The sequence below is a fragment of the Yoonia sp. R2331 genome, assembly GCF_041103235.1.
Lineage (GTDB): Bacteria > Pseudomonadota > Alphaproteobacteria > Rhodobacterales > Rhodobacteraceae > CANMYO01.
On record NZ_JBGCUN010000001.1, the window covers coordinates 1,209,235 to 1,224,474 of the forward strand.

Consider the following 15,240-nt stretch of genomic DNA (forward strand, 5'->3'; position numbering starts at 1 on the left):
GTCTTCCTTGTCTTCAGGGGCGCAGTGTGTCGTCTGGCGCTGTCGGGGGCAAGGGGTCAGATGCGTCCATGACGCCGCAACCGGGCGCGAATGTCATTTTGTGCCGGATGGTTTTGTTCCAGTGCAAAAACATATGCGTGGGTCAGATAGAAGCATGAGGCGTCCAGATCATTGGCCTGATCCGCGGCCTGCAGATATAGATTGACCAACGCCCAATGATCGCCCGACGCATGCGCGGCGAGCAGGCTGTCATCCAGTGACGTCATCAGCCCGCGTTGGCGCGGTGCACCTGCAATTGGCCTGCGACCCAATCGTGGAACGTATGGGTGGGGCTGTCCATCGCCGGGCTGAATCGCCCGCCGTCAAACCCTGGCGCCCGGCGGCCTTTCTGCATGCCTTCAACAACAAAAATGTCTTCTTCGAACACGGTTTTCCAAAGATGGGCGTTGCGGTGCCGCATATCCTCGTTCACCTGATCTTTTGCATAGAACAAATGAACATGTTCTGTTGTGCTGTTCAGATCATTGGGCTGGAGGATGATGACAAAGGTATGGTCGCGTTGCGCGCCCAACAGGACATTGGGAAAGACGCTGATGTATTCCGCACCCTCATCCCACTTCTCGGCCAAGCCTTCAAAGTCGGGAAATACGGCGTCGTCAGGGCCTTTGAGCTGGCGATAGACCAACGTGCCCTGACCAGCGTAACGCCCCGATTCAACGATATTATAATGGTCCTCAAGGCGCGAATAGCTGTTCAGGCCGGGATGAACCCAAGGCAAGTGATAGCTTTCACAATAGTTTTCAACCGCGAGCTTCCAGTTGGTCTGAACCTCAAGATCAATGCTGCTTTCGGCACCACCTGCATGCATCGGGACGTCAAATTCGGCCCAGCGGTCCAAGAGGTCGGCGTGTACGGTTTCAAACGCGGCTGCGTTGCCGTCGATGTTGACAAAAACGGTGTTGAACCAGATGTGGCTGCGCACTTCGATCAGACCAAGGTCGTCTTTGACGATGGCCTCGTGCGTGTTGTAACCGGGGCCGCCGACGTGCGGCGTGCTGACCAATTTGCCCTCGGTCGAGTAGCACCAAGAATGATAGGGGCAGCGGATTGCCCCTTCGATCTTGCGCGGCTCTGACACCAAGACCATGCCCCGGTGGCGACAGATGTTTTGAAAGACACGGACCTGGCCAGTCTTGTCGCGGATCAACAACAGCGGGATGCCCAGAAACTCGATCGGCTTGGCATCGCCATTCTCTGGTACGTCAGATGTCACCGCCAATCCTGTCCAGTTTGCAAACAGGACGGCGTGTTTTTCTTCTTCAAAAACAGTTGGATCGACGTAATGCGCGTTGGGCAACCCTTGGGCGGTCGCCACATCGCGGCGAACAGCTGACAGGTCGGACAGAGGCAGGTCTTTGGCCATCTTGAGGGTCCTTCAATGCAGATTGCGTGGAATCACAATAGCAGATCACCCCTTGTTTGAGATGTTTGTAGGCGACTTTCACTTTCTTCACAGCGACCTCTTGCGCGAGGAGATGCCCATGCAGACCCAATGCGTCGGTCAAGAATTGCCGGTTGGCAAATCCCGCTCCACACCCGGCACGAGGATGCCGAGTGTTGGGCTAAGATTTGGCGCAGTGCTGCCGGTTCTAAGGGCATTGGGGGCCATCATCTGGCACCCGACCGATGCCATATCCATGTTCGCTGCAGCACCGACATGACGTCTGGTGCGATGTCCAAAGGAGAAATCCAACATGACTGCCAAGACAATCCTGACACTCCCCGTAGCCCTTGTTCTTATGGCTCTGCCTGCCATTGCGCAGGATGCGGCGATCGACGTGGATGCCGACGGTATGTACAGTTTCCCAGAGCTTCAGGCGGCCATGCCTGAGATGACCGAAGAAGACTTCACAACACTTGATGTCTCGGGCGATGGCCTGCTGGACGCGGACGAAATTGCCGCGGCCACAGAAGCGGGCATCCTGCCTGCAATGGACGGCTGATCGGGCCTATGTAGCTGATCGGCCCAGGCCCTTTACGTGTCGCCCCAATCGCACGTTTAGGGCCGTCAAAACTGCCAACTGCCCGGAGCCTCCCTGCCGGGCAGTTGCGCGTTTATGGGGGTGCTACTCCACACCACGCGACAAGGCGGCAACGCCAGTGCGCGCGACCTCTTGCAGGCCCAGAGGGCGCATCAGGTCTGCAAAAGCGTCAATCTTTTCAGGTGTGCCCGTAATCTCAAAGACGAATGATTCCAATGTGCTATCGACCACATTGGCGCGGAAGATATCGGCCAGACGGATCGCCTCGATCCGGTGATCGCCTTTGCCTGCGACTTTGAACAGCGCCAGTTCACGTTCCACCGAAGCGCCTTCAACGGTCAGATCATGCACCTCGTGCACCGGCACAATCCGGCCAAGCTGCGCCTTGATCTGGTTGATCACCTGCGGCGTGCCAGAGGTGACAATCGTGATGCGTGAGAGATGACCTGTGTGATCGATCTCGGCCACGGTCAGGCTTTCGATATTGTAGCCACGGCCCGAGAATAACCCGATGACCCTTGCTAGAACCCCCGGTTCGTTTTCGACGATGACCGCCAATGTGTGACGCTCAACCTCGTCCCCGAAGGTCGAGCGGAGGTCATAGGCGGAGTGGCTGGTGGAGCCTTTTTTGATCTTGAGCGGTGACATCTATTTCGTCCCTTTTCTTGTCCTAAACCGGTAACCACAACCGATGCACAAAACATGCACAAACCGTATGCATGAAAGTCCTAACCGGCGTTAACCGTGCGGTGGGGGTAGCTGTTTGCGAATTGTTCAATCATCTTCTCCTGATCGGTATCTCTGACACGATGACTTTCGATCCTGCATCGGAGATCCCTAGGTTTTCCAGCTCAATTACGAAAGCTTCATAGAGAACCCACGGATGCTCGGTCGGGCCAATGATTACCTTTTTTAGTAGGTTTGGAATCTGGCGCCACGGACGATCTGTGTTCCTATTAGGTGATAGGTCTAGGTCAAATACTTTTTGGGGTATGCCGCCAATATCGACAACTCGACTTTCGATCTCGTCATCGGAAATTAGCCACGGAGCATAGAGTATTCTCCATTCACGTTCTTCAGAGAAACCAGGATGCTTGATTGAAATTGAAAGTGTGTGGAGGGTCCAAGAGACCGCCCTGGCGATCTGGTCTGGAGACATACATTTTAGCGTCTCGATGTTGTCTCTCAGAGCAGCCACCAATTTTGGAAAGTGATCAGTTGAGAACTGTTCAAAATTTGAATAAGTAACGGGAACGGTGAAAGCCCCTGAAGCTTCATCGGGCGTTTCGGAGAAGTTGTTCAGGACGAGAGCCACATTCGTCCGTCCGCCATACGCCCTCCACATTGACAATCGTCCAAGTGTCCCTTCCGATTTTTCATCATGTTCAGCGAGGCTCAAGAGGAAGGAGTCAATCCGCCGTTGGTGCAAGACCTTGTCGAATGTTTGCTCAACAGCCGGGAAAATGACTGGGGAAATATCGTGCAATAGATTAAAAAGCTCACCGTTAGGAATCTGACCGTTGCCGCGCCCATGCACACTCTTCCATGCTTCAACAATACATTTTTCCCCGTGGTCGATTTCTGAGAAATCATTCATCAAGCTAGCATTTCGCAATGAAACCCGTTGGTCGTTCAAAATGCGCAGAGCATTCGACGCGCTTGTATAGTGCACCAGATCGAATTTTTCATTTGCCAGCGTTTGATATCTTTCCGCGAGGATCGGGTTGAAGATTCTCAAGTAGTCTTCTCTATTGAGTTCCACGGATTTACACCAACGCCTGCCCAGCACCCTGAATCGCATTCGCCGTATCAGCGTTCTCGCCCAAAAGCATCTCATTATGCGGCTTGCCTGATGGGATCATCGGGAAGCAGTTTTCGTGCTTTTCCACCAGACAGTCGAACACAACCGGGCCGTTGTGGTTGATCATCTCCATGATCGCATCGTCGAGATCGTCAGGGTCCGAACACAGAATGCCCTTGGCACCGAAGGCATCCGCGAGTTTCACAAAATCGGGCAGGGCCTCTGACCAGGACTGGCTATAGCGTTCGCCGTGCAAGAGTTCCTGCCATTGGCGCACCATGCCAAGGCGTTCGTTGTTGAGGATGAATTGTTTCACGGGCAGCTGATACTGGGCTGCGGTGCCGAGTTCCTGCATGTTCATCAGCCAAGAAGCCTCACCCGCGACATTGATCACAAGGCTGTCGCGGTGGGCCAGTTGCACACCGATTGACGCGGGAAAACCGTAGCCCATCGTGCCCAAACCCCCGGAGGTCATCCAGCGGTTGGGGTCTTCGAACCCCAGATACTGTGCGGCCCACATCTGATGCTGACCGACTTCGGTGGTGATGTAGCGGTCGTGGTCCTTGGTCAGCGCTTCGAGCCGGGCGAGCGCGTACTGCGGCTTGATGACTTTGCCTTCCTGTTTAAAGGCCAGACAATCGACCCTGCGCCATTCGTTGATCTGGCCCCACCATTTGGCGAGCCCTTCCTTTTCTGTTTTACGACCGCGGGATTTCCAAACGTTCAGCAGATCCTCCAACACATGGGCGCAGTCGCCAAGGATCGGCATATCAACGTGGATCACCTTGTTGATGGACGATGCGTCAATGTCGATGTGCGCTTTCTTCGAACCCGGGCTGAAGGCGTCGATCCGGCCAGTGATGCGGTCGTCAAAGCGCGCACCGATGTTGATCATCAGATCACAGTCGTGCATTGCCATATTGGCCTCGTAGAGGCCATGCATGCCCAGCATTCCGATCCAATTGTCGCCAGAGGCCGGGTAACAGCCCAGCCCCATCAGGGTTGACGTGATCGGAAAGTTTGTGGCCGCCACGAGTTCACGCAAAAGCTGCGTCGCGGCGGGGCCGGAGTTGATGACACCGCCGCCTGTGTAGAACACTGGGCGTTTTGCTTTCTCCATCGCTTTGGCAAGTTCGGTGATCATATCGATATCGCCCTTCACCTGCGGGGCGTAGTGCGATTTGCGTTTGGCCTTTTCGGTGTAGGTCCCGCTGGCAAACTGCACGTCCTTGGGGATGTCGATCAGGACAGGGCCGGGACGGCCAGAGGTGGCGACGTGGAACGCTTCGTGCAAGACACCGGCCAAGTTGTCGGTCTCTTTCACCAGCCAGTTGTGTTTCGTACAAGGGCGGGTGATGCCCACGGTATCGGCCTCTTGGAATGCGTCAGAGCCGATCATGAACGTCGGCACCTGACCGGTGAGCACGATGATCGGGATGCTGTCCATCAGCGCGTCCGTCAGGCCGGTCACCGCATTGGTAGCACCGGGGCCAGAGGTCACAAGCGCCACGCCCGGTTTGCCGGTCGACCGCGCATAGCCTTCAGCGGCATGGACGGCCCCTTGTTCGTGGCGGACAAGGATGTGCTGGATGTGGTTCTGCTGAAAGATCTCATCATAGATCGGCAGGACTGCGCCACCGGGGTATCCAAAGACCGTGTCGACACCTTGGTCGATCAGGGCCTGCACCACCATTTTCGCGCCGGTCATCTGTTTGCTCATCTTCTTTGTCCTTTTGAGCGCCAGTCATAAAAAAGCCCCCGAAGTTTCGGGGGCGCATGGGAACCTGAATGGGTCAACCGTTACCGGCCCATGCGCATACTTCCTACGACTAGTACAATCTGTATCATGGAGCGGACCCTATGCGGCAGTGCGGCAGGGGTCAACTGCCCGCGTGGAGAAAATGTCGCCAAGGGGCGATTTTTCGCAACTTTCTTTCAGAGGGTGATTTTGCGGTATACTTCTATCCGTTGGTCGGGGTGCGAGGGGGCGCTTCTTTCTCAGTGGTATCGCGATCTCGCGCTTTCCATTGTCGTAACTATGCCGGGGTGGCTTTATCACCATTGGTTGCGGGATCATGCCATTTGCAGGATCATTTATTGTTTTCACATCAACAGTGACCGTATTGGCAGTTGTTCTTGCAATGGCGGCCGTGAGTTCAACGGTGATCGTATCCATTTTCGCTGGCCGTTCTTTTCTTAACCCTTGCCCCAACCAACACGTGCCTAATGACGGTGTATCTGTCAGGGTGAGCATGAAGAAAAACACGGAAGAGGTGATGCAGGTGCGCAGCTTAACAGTTCTGGGCGTCGTTTTGTGGCTTGGCGCTTGCGCTGCTGTGACGGGTGACGAGGTGGAGGTCAGCGGCACAGGCGTGGACATGCTAAAGCTACGCGCTGGCCCCGGACTGGGGTTCAGGGTCTTGCTGGGCTTGCCGGATGGAACAAGCTTGCAGCGCTTTGATTGCGTAACTGAAGAAGGTCAGCGCTGGTGCAAAGTCTCGCTTGCGGGCGCATCCGGTGTCACAGGATACGCTGCCGCCGACTATTTGGTCCCGCGTTAGTCGGGCTTTTTCGCCAGCACCGCGTCGATGTCAGCGGCCGCGTGGCGATTGGGGCATTGTTCCCAATCTTCACCCCAGGACCGATTGACGATCATGCCACGCTGATAGGCCGGGCGGTTATAGATCTCATCCATCCAGCGGATCACGTGGGTGTATTCATGCACAGACAGGAAGTCACCGGCGTCATAGCTGGCACCCATGACCGTGCGCCCATACCAAGGGGCGGTTGCCATGTCGGCGATGGTATAGTCGTCACCAGCCAGATAGCGGTTGTCGGCCAGATGCCTGTCCAGCACATCCAACTGGCGCTTGGCCTCCATTGCGAAGCGGTTGATCGGGTATTCGAATTTCTCGGGTGCATAAGCGTAGAAGTGACCAAAGCCGCCACCCAGATAGGGGGCAGAGCCTTGCAGCCAAAAGAGCCAGTTCAGCGCCTCGGTCCGGGCCGCACCACTTGCGGGCAGGAACGCGTCAAACTTCTCGGCCAGATAAAGCAGGATCGCACCGCTTTCAAACACGCGCTGGCCGGTGTCCCGATCCAGTAGGGCGGGGATCTTGGAATTGGGGTTGATGTCGACAAAACCCGATCCGAACTGATCGCCTTCGGTGATCTTGATAATCCAAGCGTCATATTCGGCGGCATGGCCTGCGGCCAACAACTCTTCCAGCATCAGCGTGACTTTGACGCCATTGGGGGTCGCCAGGGAATGGAGCTGCAGCGGGTGGTCACCAACGGGCAAATCTTTGTCGTGTGTTGCACCTGCGATTGGGCGGTTCAGCTTGGCCCATTCGCCGCCATTCTCGGCATCCCATGTCCAGACTTTGGGCGGGGTATAGGTGGTCATGGCGGCTCTCCTGTTGTGTGGTGACAAAGAGCTAGCACACGCAGAGCGTGACGCAAGGCGATGGCGGCGAACAAGGGGATGCTTGAGCAAAAACATGGTGCGCAAGGCCACCCCTTGCACAAAAAAGGGCCGCCCCGAAGGACGGCCCTGTCTTGAGGATCAGATGATCCTTAGTTTAGGTCTTTGGCGTAGTCATCAGCCAGTGCGGCTTCGGCATCGGCCACAGCGGCGATCAGCGCGTCAAGGATCGCGTCACCACCGTCAACATTTGCGCGGAACCAGTCCTGCACAGGGGCAGCGGCTTCTGCGAATGCGGCTTTCTCTTCGGGGGTTGGGACGTAAAGGTCACCACCACCCGCGACGAAGGCCTCATAGGCTTCAATCGACTTGCGCTTGGGCGAGGCGAAAGTGGCCTGCTGCAGCTGAGAGAAACCGTCGACCACAACGCGGCGCAGGTCCTCTGGCATCGCCATGAAGTTTTCGTTGCTCATCCACCAAAGCGCACCCATGTAGGCGTGACCGTCGAGGGTCACGTACTGCAGGCCCGCATCCGGGAATTTCATGCCCATGATGTCGGTGATGCCGTTCTTGGACCCTTCAACAACGCCGGTCTGGAACGATGTGAACAGTTCGGGCCACGGGATTGGAGTCGGAGAGGCACCCAATGCGCGCACCAATTCCTGCGGCAGGTCTGCCACAACAGTCCGGATCTTCAGGCCTTCCATATCGGATGGCATCGCCACACGACGCTGCGTGTTGGCAAAGTTACGCCAGCCACCGGTGTTACCGATGGTCATCAGGCGTACGGAATCGCCACTGTCAGCCAGGGCCATGTCGCGCATGGTGCGGACAAAGTCGCTGGTCAGCACTTCTTCGGCGATCCGGTCGTCAGCCATCAGGTAGGGCAGGTCAAGCACCTGCACATAAGGGAAGATGCCAGCCGCACCACCAGAGGTGGACACGTAAACGTCGATCGAACCCTCAGAGACACCTTCGATGCATTCCGCACCTGTGGCGCACAGTTGCGTGCCGATGAAAAGCTCCACACCGATGCGGCCGTTTGAGGCAGCTTCGACGTAGTTCTTGAAGACGACCAGACCGTCATAGTCCTCGTCGTTTTCGTTCGAGTTCGCGGTCGCGCGGATCGTGAACTCTTGATGGCCATCGGCATAGGCCGCAGAGGCCCCGGCAAACAGCGTGGCGGCAAGCGCGCCTTTCAGTAGACCTTTGAGCATTATTCTCTCCCTGTTCATTGGTCGGTTATGGGGACGACTGTCCCTTTATTGAACGAACCCCGTCAAGCGCGGAATCGTCATTGAGATGGCCGGGACGTAGGTAATCAGGAAGATCACGAAAATCTCGACCGCAAGGAAGGGCAGGATCGCCTTGGCAATCGTTTCGACCTTTTCGCCCGAGACGGTACTCGCCACGAATAAGACCAAGCCCATGGGCGGGGTTGCCAGACCGACGGTCAGGTTGACCGACATGATGATGGCAAAGTGGACGGGGTGCACGCCAAGGTCGACAAAGATCGGCCCCAGGATTGGCCCCAGAATGATGATCGCAGGCCCTGCATCCAAGAACATGCCCACAATGAAGAGCAGGATGTTGATCAGGAACAACAGGATCAGCGGGTTCTCGGAAAGCGACAGGATGTAGTCCGACATGATCTGCGGCGCATAGGACAGCGAGACCACGGTTTTGAAGCTGACGGCGGCCCCCACCAGCAGCAGGACCGCAGAGGTGGAAAGTGCAGATTTGGTCAGCACCTGCCACAGGTCACGGCCATTCATCGAGCGCAACACAAAGAAAGACACGATCAGCGCGTAGAACACCGCCATGGCCGAGGCCTCTGTCGGGGTCATGATGCCCACGAGGATACCGCCCAGAATGATGATGGGCGTCTGCAGTGGGGCCACGGCCTTTTTCGCCACCATGCGGAAATCATGGCTGCACCGTTTGCGATATCCCATCAGGATAAAGTGCGCGGGTATCAGCATGATCAAGGTGGTCCAGCCAGCGGGCAGGGAGGTCTCTGCCCCGGTCAGCCGGATTACCAGTGCACCCAGCGCATAAAGGATGAACGCCAGGTTCAGGCGCAAGAGCGCAAAGCTGACCCAGTATTCCACCGGTGTGATTGACTGGTTCTTGGTGACGATCCGTTCGGCTTTGGGCAGGTCATAGCGGTCCGCCAACAACCGGACCATGACCATTAGGCCGACGCCGACCATGATGCCGGGGACGATGCCCGCAAGGAACAGGGCCGCGACGCTTTCGCCCATAACATAAGCGTAAATGATCATGATGCCCGAGGGCGGGATGATCGGGCCGATGACGGATGATGCGGCGGTAATCGCGGCGGCAAACCGGCGTGTGTAGCCGTTCTTTTCCATCGCGGGGATCAGGGTTGATCCCAGCGCGGAGGTGTCCGCTACGGCAGAACCCGAAAGCCCCGCAAAGAGAATGGAGGAGAGGATGTTGACGTGCGCCAATCCCCCCCTCAGGTGGCCCATGAAGGCTTGGGAGAATTCAACGAGGCGGACAGTGATGCCGCCCCGGTTCATGACTTCGCCTGCGAGCATGAAGAACGGCAAGGCCATCAGCGGAAAGCTGTCCATGCCGTTGTAAAGGTTGCGATAAAGCCCGGCGACAACATTACGTGTGTCGCCTTCCATCAGGATCAGTGCGATTGGGGATGCCAGCAGCGCAAAGACCACCGGCAGGCCGACCATGATCAAGACAAGGAAAAGCGGAAGGAACCAAAGAAGCATCAGGACGACCCCGCAATTTCTTCGTCAGAGGTAAAGGAGGTCAGGCCATCGCCACGGCCCCCCAGCGTAATGAGTTGTCGGATGATGAGCTCGAGATTGACCAGGATCAGCAGGTTCACACCCACCCAAAGCGATGCGTATTGGAACCGGTTCTGAAATTTCTCGCCGCATTTGCCGATCTCGATCCCGAAGGGCCAGCGCAGTGTGGACGAACAACCACGGCCCGAGAGCGTGTCGAGGTGGTTGTTCAACCCGCGTTCCCAAAAAATGAAGAGCACCCACATGGTGATCGCCATCAGGACAAGCGACAGGATGCCCGCCAGCAGGCGGGGCAGGGCGCGTTCAAGCATGTCGATCGCAACAAAGCCGCCCATGCGGTAGGCAACAGGTGCCATCAGCCCGGTCATCCACAGCATCCCAAAGCGCGCCCCTTCTTCGGTCCAGTTGGGCGCGTCGTTGAGCACGTAACGGAAGAAAACCTGCCCCAGAATAAAGCAGACCATGATCGCGAGGGCCGCAACCGAGATGAACCGCCCAATGGCGAGTATTGCGGTATTGAACCGCTCTAAGGGCCAAAGGACCCCAAACAGGACCGACATTGCGGCTCCTCCCCTGTTATATGGTGACCGCTAGCGCGGTCGCTTCATTTTTTGGTGGGGGCTAGCCCCCAAACGCTCCGTTTTATCTTGGGGGCCAGCCCCCAAAACCCCCGGGCATATTTCTATTCAAAAGAAAGGCTTAGGGAGTGGTGTTGAACGTTCCGTATTTGCCGGCATGGAACACGAGCGGCTCCCCGTCGGTGTGATGGGCCTTGGTGACGAGGCCCACGATGATGACATGATCGCCTGCGTCGTGCGTCGTGTGCAAATTGCATTCAAACGTAGCAAGCGCGCCGTCGATCAGCGGCATGCCACAGTGGCTAAGCTGTGTTGGCACCTCTGAGATCGCTGTCTTGGATTTGACGATGGCGGCGCAAATGTCGCGCTGATCAGCAGAAAGGACATGGATTGCAAAGCGGCGCGAGCCTGCGAAATGTTCGAACCGTTTGGACGACTTCGCAGGCGACCAAAGCACCAGCGGCGGATCAAGCGAGACTGAGGCAAAGCTGTTGGCGACAATCGCCACGGGGCCTTCGGGACTGTCCGTTGTGACCACGGTGACGCCGGTCACAAAAGTCCCGAGCGCGCCGCGAAAACTACTTGCATCGGTTGATGGGTCAAATGTGGCGATTGTGCCTGCGTCCATTATGGGACCTCCTGACCGAGCGCTGCGGTGTAGATTTCGTACCAGGTCTGGCGATCCATTCGGACCTTCATTGCGTCTGACAAGGCATTGATGCGCTTGAGGTTATTGGTCCCCATCACTGGCATGATATTGGCTGGGTGCGCCAGCAGCCACGCAACTGCCACCGCACCAAGATCGACGCCGTTGTCTTGTGCAACCTTGGTCATGGTGGTGCGCACTGCGGCATCGCCTTCACCGGTGACAAGGCTGCCGCCCCCCAAGGGTGACCACGCCATGATCGGCTTGGCGCGTTCCTGCAAGTAGGCCACATCACCGTTCGTAAAGCCCTGATGCGCGGTGACGCTGAGTTCGATCTGGTTGGTCGCAAGCTGTGTTTTCATACCCGATTGCAACAGGGTCCAATCGTGTAATTTGAAATTCGACACGCCAACGGCGCGGACCTTGCCCGCGGCCACAACTTCGTCCAGAACAGCGCCGGTTTCGAGATGATCCATGAAAGGATCGGGGCGGTGCACCAGCAGCATGTCGATGTGGTCGATGTTCATCAGCCGCAGCGAATGATCGACCGAGGCACGGATGTGTGCCGCAGACGTGTCGTAGTATTTGACCCGCGCATCAGCATAGCGACCTGCAGGGGCCACGATATCGCATTTTGTCACGATCTCGATTTGGTCGCGCAGGGCAGGGGCGGCTTTCAGGGCTGCCCCAAACACTTCTTCCGCTTCATAGCCGCCATAGATGTCGGCTTGATCCATCGTCGTGATGCCTTGGGCTAGGCAGGCCTCGACCTTGGCCTGCACGTGGGCGGCTGACGTGTCATCTGCCTCTGCCAGTCGCCACATGCCATAGACGATGCGGCTGAAATCAAGGTTTGGTGTAATCTGGACGCGATCCATTTAGCGACGCTCTCCTGTGCCCAAAGGCGTAGCGGGTGTTTCTGCCGGGACACGCCCATGAGCGTGCGGCAAAGAACAGGTTTTCAGTTCGGGCATGACGCGTTGGCCAAAATGCTTGGCCTCGTCGATGTGCGGGTAGCCTGAGAAGATGAAAGCACGGATGCCCATCTTTTTGTAAGCCTCAATTTTCGACAGGATCTGATCGGTCGACCCGACAAGTGCGGCACCACAGCCAGAGCGGGCGCGCCCGACACCGGTCCACAGGCCGGGTTCGGTGTAGCCGTATTTGTCCGCCAGCTCGCGCGCGCGGGCCTGATGGGCCACGCCAAGGCTGATGCTGTCATGGGCGCGGTCGCGGATCAGCTTGCCGTATTCATCATCCAGCTTGGAGGCGATGTAATCGGCGTATTCCTTGGCTTCTTGTTCCGTGTCGCGCACGATCATGTGCACCCGCAGACCGTAATCCAGCGTTCGGCCATGCGCGGCCGCGCATGCGTGCACGTCCTTCATGCGCTGGGCCAGCTGCTCCTGCGTCTCGGGCCACATCAGATAGACGTCACATTGCGCCCCGCAAAGCTCCATCGCGGCGGGTGAGTAGCCACCAAAGTACAGTAGCGGGCCACCGTTTTGCTGATAGGGGCGTGCAGGATCGGTGCTGAGCTTGGAGATCTGGTAGATCTCGCCGTCATAGCTGACCTCATCCTGAGTCCAGCACTTGCGCAGGATCTCGACCACCTCATGGCTGCGCTTGTAGCGGTAGGCGCTGTCTGCCACCTCGCCCGGAAAATCTGACGAGATCACGTTCAGCGTCAGCCGCCCCTTGAGCATGTGGTCAAGCGTGGCGATGGTCCGCGCGAGCATGATTGGTTGCACTTCGCCGCAGCGAATTGCCGCCAGAAAATTCATCCTTTCGGTCAGTGGGGCCATGCCGGCCACAAAGGACAAGGTGTCCTGACCAACCTGATAAGAAGACGGCGCAAGGATATTGCGAAAGCCTTGCCTTTCGGCCTCAAGTGCGATGTCGCGGCAGTGCTCCCAGGATGATCGCAGCGCGCCGTCTGGCACGCCGAGGAACTGGTAATCATCTGAGCACAAAGCGGAAAACCATGATACCTCTGCGGCGTCTAGGTCTGCGCTTGTGACTGGGACCACTTGATCCATGGTGTCGGCTTCCCCCAAAAGAATCTCAACTTGGGACTTGCCTAGCACGGGTTTTTGAGTGAAACAATAGTGTATCAATTTTCCGCAGTCAGGGAGGTCAGCGGGATGGCAACGGCTTCGGCGCTGCCCAAATACGTCGCCGTCAGCGAGATGCTGATCCGTGAAATCGCAGCTGGGCATCTTGCCGACGGCGCGCGATTGCCGCCCGAGCGCGAGATGGCGGCAGAGCTTGGCATCTCTGTTGGAACGCTGCGCAAATCCCTTGCTGATCTCGAATCCAAGGGGCTTTTGGATCGGGTGCAAGGTTCAGGCAACTATGTCAGGCATAAACCGGATGTCAAAAGCGTCTATGCGTTTTTCCGGCTCGAAAAGGTGCGCGGTGGTGGTTTGCCGACCGCAGACGTCTTGTCGGTCGAACGGATGCCCAAGCCCAAGGATGCACCGGCCTTTGGGCCGGACAGCGAAGGGCACCGCATACGTCGCTTGCGACGCCTCGATGGCGACCTGATTGCACTGGAAGAAATCTGGCTGGACGGTGCGCAACGTGCGGCGGTCACGGTTGGAGATTTATCCGATTCCCTGTACGAATTTTACCGCGATGAACTGGGTGTTGTGATCGCCAGCGTTGAGGATCGGATTGGTGTCGCGCAACTGCCGCGCTGGACACCTGACAGCTTTCACTTACGCGCAGGCTTTGCCGTCGGATATATCGAGCGGATTGGCTGGACAGCAGATGGCACGCCAGTTGAATTTTCGCGCACATGGTTTGACAACACGAAGGCGCGCTATGTGTCGCGCATGGGAAAAGGGTAACGACCGATGAAGATGGTGAACTATGGCCTGATCGGCTGTGGTATGATGGGCCGCGAGCACATCCAGAATATCAACCTGTTGCCGCAGGGGCGGGTCAGCGTTGTCTATGATCCGGTGGATGAACTGGCGCAATCAGCGGCGGTGCTGGCGCAGAACGCCACCGTGGCCGAAAGCGTCGATGCGTTGATGGATCACCCCGAGCTGGACGCAGTTGTCATCGTCAGCCCCAATTTTCTGCATGTGGGCCAATTGCACCAGATTGCCGCCAAAAGAACATTGCCAATCTTATGCGAAAAGCCTCTTTATACCGATCCGGCGGATGCCGCGAAGGTGGCGGATTTTGCCAATAGCTATGACGCGCCGGTCTGGGTCGCGATGGAATACCGCTATATGCCGCCGATCCAGGCGCTGATCAATCAGGTCGAGGCGGCAACAGGCGGCATTTCGATGCTGACAGTGCGCGAGCATCGCTTTCCGTTTCTGCCCAAGATTGGCGACTGGAACCGGTTTAACGCCAATACCGGCGGGACGCTGGTGGAAAAGTGCTGCCATTTCTTTGATCTGATGCGGCTGATCCTCAAGGCAGAGCCTGTGCGGGTCATGGCCAGTGCGGGGCAGACACTGAACCACAAGGACGAGGATTATGGCGGTCGGGTACCGGATATCTGGGACAATGGCTATGTCATTCTGGATTTCGAAGGCGGCAAACGCGCAATGCTGGAATTGTGCATGTTTGCGGAAGGCTCAAAGTATCAGGAAGAAATCAGCGCCGTGGGTCCAAAGGGTAAGATTGAGGCGTTAGTGCCGGGGCCGGGCAGGTTCTGGCCGCAATTGCTTGGCCCCGCACCTGTGCCGCAATTGGTGATCAGCCCGCGTGCACCCAAAGGGCCGATTGTCAGCGAAGTCCCGGTTGATCCCGCCCTTTTGGAAGCTGGCGATCACAACGGGTCGACCTTTTACCAGCATCAGCGCTTTAACGCTGTGATCCGGGGGGAGGGTACCGTGGAAGTGACGGTGGACGACGGTGCGCGCGCGGTAGCGATGGGCCTTGCGGCGCAAGAAAGCGCGGCGACGGGGCAGGCGGTGTTGCTTTAGGTCTTGATCG

Annotated in this window: 17 protein-coding genes; 4 read left to right on the forward strand and 13 right to left on the reverse strand. The window is 57.3% G+C overall.

The genetic code is table 11. From position 1 onward, the window contains the following. Positions 1–56: 56 nt before the first annotated feature. Together AB3Y40_RS06140 and AB3Y40_RS06145 are read right to left on the reverse strand one after the other, a co-directional pair. Positions 57–266: a hypothetical protein gene (locus AB3Y40_RS06140; protein WP_369437910.1), complete on the reverse strand. Its 210-nt coding sequence runs from the start codon at positions 264–266 to the stop codon at positions 57–59. Further along, entirely contained in the window at positions 266–1,423 is a 1,158-nt protein-coding gene (locus AB3Y40_RS06145) for an aromatic ring-hydroxylating oxygenase subunit alpha (protein WP_369437911.1), read from the reverse strand. The genes AB3Y40_RS06140 and AB3Y40_RS06145 overlap by 1 nt, the downstream gene beginning before the upstream one ends. 331 nt (positions 1,424–1,754) lie before the next feature. On the opposite strand from AB3Y40_RS06145, the gene AB3Y40_RS06150 reads away from it, so the two are divergent. Further along, complete coding sequence (locus AB3Y40_RS06150; protein WP_369437912.1) at positions 1,755–2,003, forward strand: hypothetical protein; 249 nt, start codon at positions 1,755–1,757, stop codon at positions 2,001–2,003. 123 nt (positions 2,004–2,126) lie between these two features. Here the strand turns inward: AB3Y40_RS06150 and ilvN are convergent, their stop codons facing one another. The 4 genes from ilvN to AB3Y40_RS06170 all read right to left on the reverse strand — a co-directional run bounded on the left by ilvN (position 2,127) and on the right by AB3Y40_RS06170 (position 6,019). Then, a complete protein-coding gene (ilvN, locus tag AB3Y40_RS06155) occupies positions 2,127–2,690 on the reverse strand; it encodes an acetolactate synthase small subunit (protein WP_369437913.1) in 564 nt (187 codons plus the stop codon). A gap of 130 nt (positions 2,691–2,820) precedes the next feature. Next, positions 2,821–3,804, reverse strand: coding sequence for a DUF2971 domain-containing protein (locus AB3Y40_RS06160; RefSeq protein WP_369437914.1), 984 nt, complete (start codon positions 3,802–3,804; stop codon positions 2,821–2,823). A gap of 4 nt (positions 3,805–3,808) precedes the next feature. Beyond that, on the reverse strand, positions 3,809–5,563 hold the full coding sequence (locus AB3Y40_RS06165) for an acetolactate synthase 3 large subunit (RefSeq protein WP_369437915.1): 1,755 nt from the start codon (positions 5,561–5,563) through the stop codon (positions 3,809–3,811). Between the two features lie 138 nt (positions 5,564–5,701). Continuing rightward, positions 5,702–6,019: a hypothetical protein gene (locus tag AB3Y40_RS06170; protein ID WP_369437916.1), complete on the reverse strand. Its 318-nt coding sequence runs from the start codon at positions 6,017–6,019 to the stop codon at positions 5,702–5,704. A 76-nt stretch (positions 6,020–6,095) separates the two neighbouring features. Between AB3Y40_RS06170 and AB3Y40_RS06175 the strand changes: the two genes are divergently transcribed. Then, on the forward strand, positions 6,096–6,404 hold the full coding sequence (locus AB3Y40_RS06175; RefSeq protein WP_369437917.1) for an SH3 domain-containing protein: 309 nt from the start codon (positions 6,096–6,098) through the stop codon (positions 6,402–6,404). Here AB3Y40_RS06175 and yghU read toward each other — a convergent pair. The 7 genes from yghU to AB3Y40_RS06210 form a co-directional block, all read right to left on the reverse strand. Beyond that, positions 6,401–7,249 (reverse strand): glutathione-dependent disulfide-bond oxidoreductase, encoded by an 849-nt coding sequence (gene yghU, locus AB3Y40_RS06180; RefSeq protein WP_369437918.1) that lies wholly within the window; start codon positions 7,247–7,249, stop codon positions 6,401–6,403. The genes AB3Y40_RS06175 and yghU overlap by 4 nt on opposite strands. A 170-nt stretch (positions 7,250–7,419) precedes the next feature. Then, positions 7,420–8,484 carry a TRAP transporter substrate-binding protein DctP gene (gene dctP / locus AB3Y40_RS06185; protein ID WP_369437919.1) on the reverse strand — a complete coding sequence of 355 codons (1,065 nt, stop codon included), beginning with the start codon at positions 8,482–8,484 and terminating at the stop codon, positions 7,420–7,422. Positions 8,485–8,529: 45 nt separating this feature from the next. Further along, complete coding sequence (locus AB3Y40_RS06190; protein ID WP_369437920.1) at positions 8,530–10,020, reverse strand: TRAP transporter large permease; 1,491 nt, start codon at positions 10,018–10,020, stop codon at positions 8,530–8,532. Continuing rightward, the gene (locus AB3Y40_RS06195) at positions 10,020–10,619 is read right to left on the reverse strand and encodes a TRAP transporter small permease (protein ID WP_369437921.1); all 600 of its coding nucleotides are present in this window, start codon (positions 10,617–10,619) and stop codon (positions 10,020–10,022) included. The genes AB3Y40_RS06190 and AB3Y40_RS06195 overlap by 1 nt, the downstream gene beginning before the upstream one ends. Before the next feature lie 139 nt (positions 10,620–10,758). Continuing rightward, positions 10,759–11,265, reverse strand: coding sequence for a flavin reductase family protein (locus tag AB3Y40_RS06200; RefSeq protein ID WP_369437922.1), 507 nt, complete (start codon positions 11,263–11,265; stop codon positions 10,759–10,761). Further along, on the reverse strand, positions 11,265–12,161 hold the full coding sequence (locus AB3Y40_RS06205) for an aldo/keto reductase (RefSeq protein WP_369437923.1): 897 nt from the start codon (positions 12,159–12,161) through the stop codon (positions 11,265–11,267). Before AB3Y40_RS06205 ends, AB3Y40_RS06200 begins: the two co-directional genes overlap by 1 nt. Continuing rightward, the gene (locus AB3Y40_RS06210; RefSeq protein WP_369437924.1) at positions 12,162–13,322 is read right to left on the reverse strand and encodes an LLM class flavin-dependent oxidoreductase; all 1,161 of its coding nucleotides are present in this window, start codon (positions 13,320–13,322) and stop codon (positions 12,162–12,164) included. 105 nt (positions 13,323–13,427) lie between these two features. Here AB3Y40_RS06210 and AB3Y40_RS06215 point away from each other — a divergent pair, with 105 nt between their 5' ends. Together AB3Y40_RS06215 and AB3Y40_RS06220 are read left to right on the forward strand one after the other, a co-directional pair. Next, the gene (locus AB3Y40_RS06215; RefSeq protein WP_369437925.1) at positions 13,428–14,135 is read left to right on the forward strand and encodes a GntR family transcriptional regulator; all 708 of its coding nucleotides are present in this window, start codon (positions 13,428–13,430) and stop codon (positions 14,133–14,135) included. A gap of 6 nt (positions 14,136–14,141) precedes the next feature. Beyond that, positions 14,142–15,230 (forward strand): Gfo/Idh/MocA family protein, encoded by a 1,089-nt coding sequence (locus AB3Y40_RS06220; protein ID WP_369437926.1) that lies wholly within the window; start codon positions 14,142–14,144, stop codon positions 15,228–15,230. The last annotated feature ends 10 nt before the right edge of the window (positions 15,231–15,240 follow it).

Bases quoted from the DNA above. Each gene is read 5' to 3' on its own strand.
- AB3Y40_RS06195 (WP_369437921.1), bottom strand. From the start codon at position 10,619: ATGTCGGTCCTGTTTGGGGTCCTTTGGCCCTTAGAGCGGTTCAATACC.
- AB3Y40_RS06205 (WP_369437923.1), bottom strand. From the start codon at position 12,161: ATGGATCGCGTCCAGATTACACCAAACCTTGATTTCAGCCGCATCGTC.
- dctP (WP_369437919.1), bottom strand. From the start codon at position 8,484: ATGCTCAAAGGTCTACTGAAAGGCGCGCTTGCCGCCACGCTGTTTGCC.
- AB3Y40_RS06215 (WP_369437925.1), top strand. From the start codon at position 13,428: ATGGCAACGGCTTCGGCGCTGCCCAAATACGTCGCCGTCAGCGAGATG.
- AB3Y40_RS06200 (WP_369437922.1), bottom strand. From the start codon at position 11,265: ATGGACGCAGGCACAATCGCCACATTTGACCCATCAACCGATGCAAGT.
- AB3Y40_RS06150 (WP_369437912.1), top strand. From the start codon at position 1,755: ATGACTGCCAAGACAATCCTGACACTCCCCGTAGCCCTTGTTCTTATG.
- AB3Y40_RS06210 (WP_369437924.1), bottom strand. From the start codon at position 13,322: ATGGATCAAGTGGTCCCAGTCACAAGCGCAGACCTAGACGCCGCAGAG.
- AB3Y40_RS06220 (WP_369437926.1), top strand. From the start codon at position 14,142: ATGAAGATGGTGAACTATGGCCTGATCGGCTGTGGTATGATGGGCCGC.
- AB3Y40_RS06165 (WP_369437915.1), bottom strand. From the start codon at position 5,563: ATGAGCAAACAGATGACCGGCGCGAAAATGGTGGTGCAGGCCCTGATC.
- yghU (WP_369437918.1), bottom strand. From the start codon at position 7,249: ATGACCACCTATACCCCGCCCAAAGTCTGGACATGGGATGCCGAGAAT.
- AB3Y40_RS06145 (WP_369437911.1), bottom strand. From the start codon at position 1,423: ATGGCCAAAGACCTGCCTCTGTCCGACCTGTCAGCTGTTCGCCGCGAT.
- ilvN (WP_369437913.1), bottom strand. From the start codon at position 2,690: ATGTCACCGCTCAAGATCAAAAAAGGCTCCACCAGCCACTCCGCCTAT.
- AB3Y40_RS06175 (WP_369437917.1), top strand. From the start codon at position 6,096: ATGAAGAAAAACACGGAAGAGGTGATGCAGGTGCGCAGCTTAACAGTT.
- AB3Y40_RS06140 (WP_369437910.1), bottom strand. From the start codon at position 266: ATGACGTCACTGGATGACAGCCTGCTCGCCGCGCATGCGTCGGGCGAT.
- AB3Y40_RS06190 (WP_369437920.1), bottom strand. From the start codon at position 10,020: ATGCTTCTTTGGTTCCTTCCGCTTTTCCTTGTCTTGATCATGGTCGGC.
- AB3Y40_RS06170 (WP_369437916.1), bottom strand. From the start codon at position 6,019: ATGGATACGATCACCGTTGAACTCACGGCCGCCATTGCAAGAACAACT.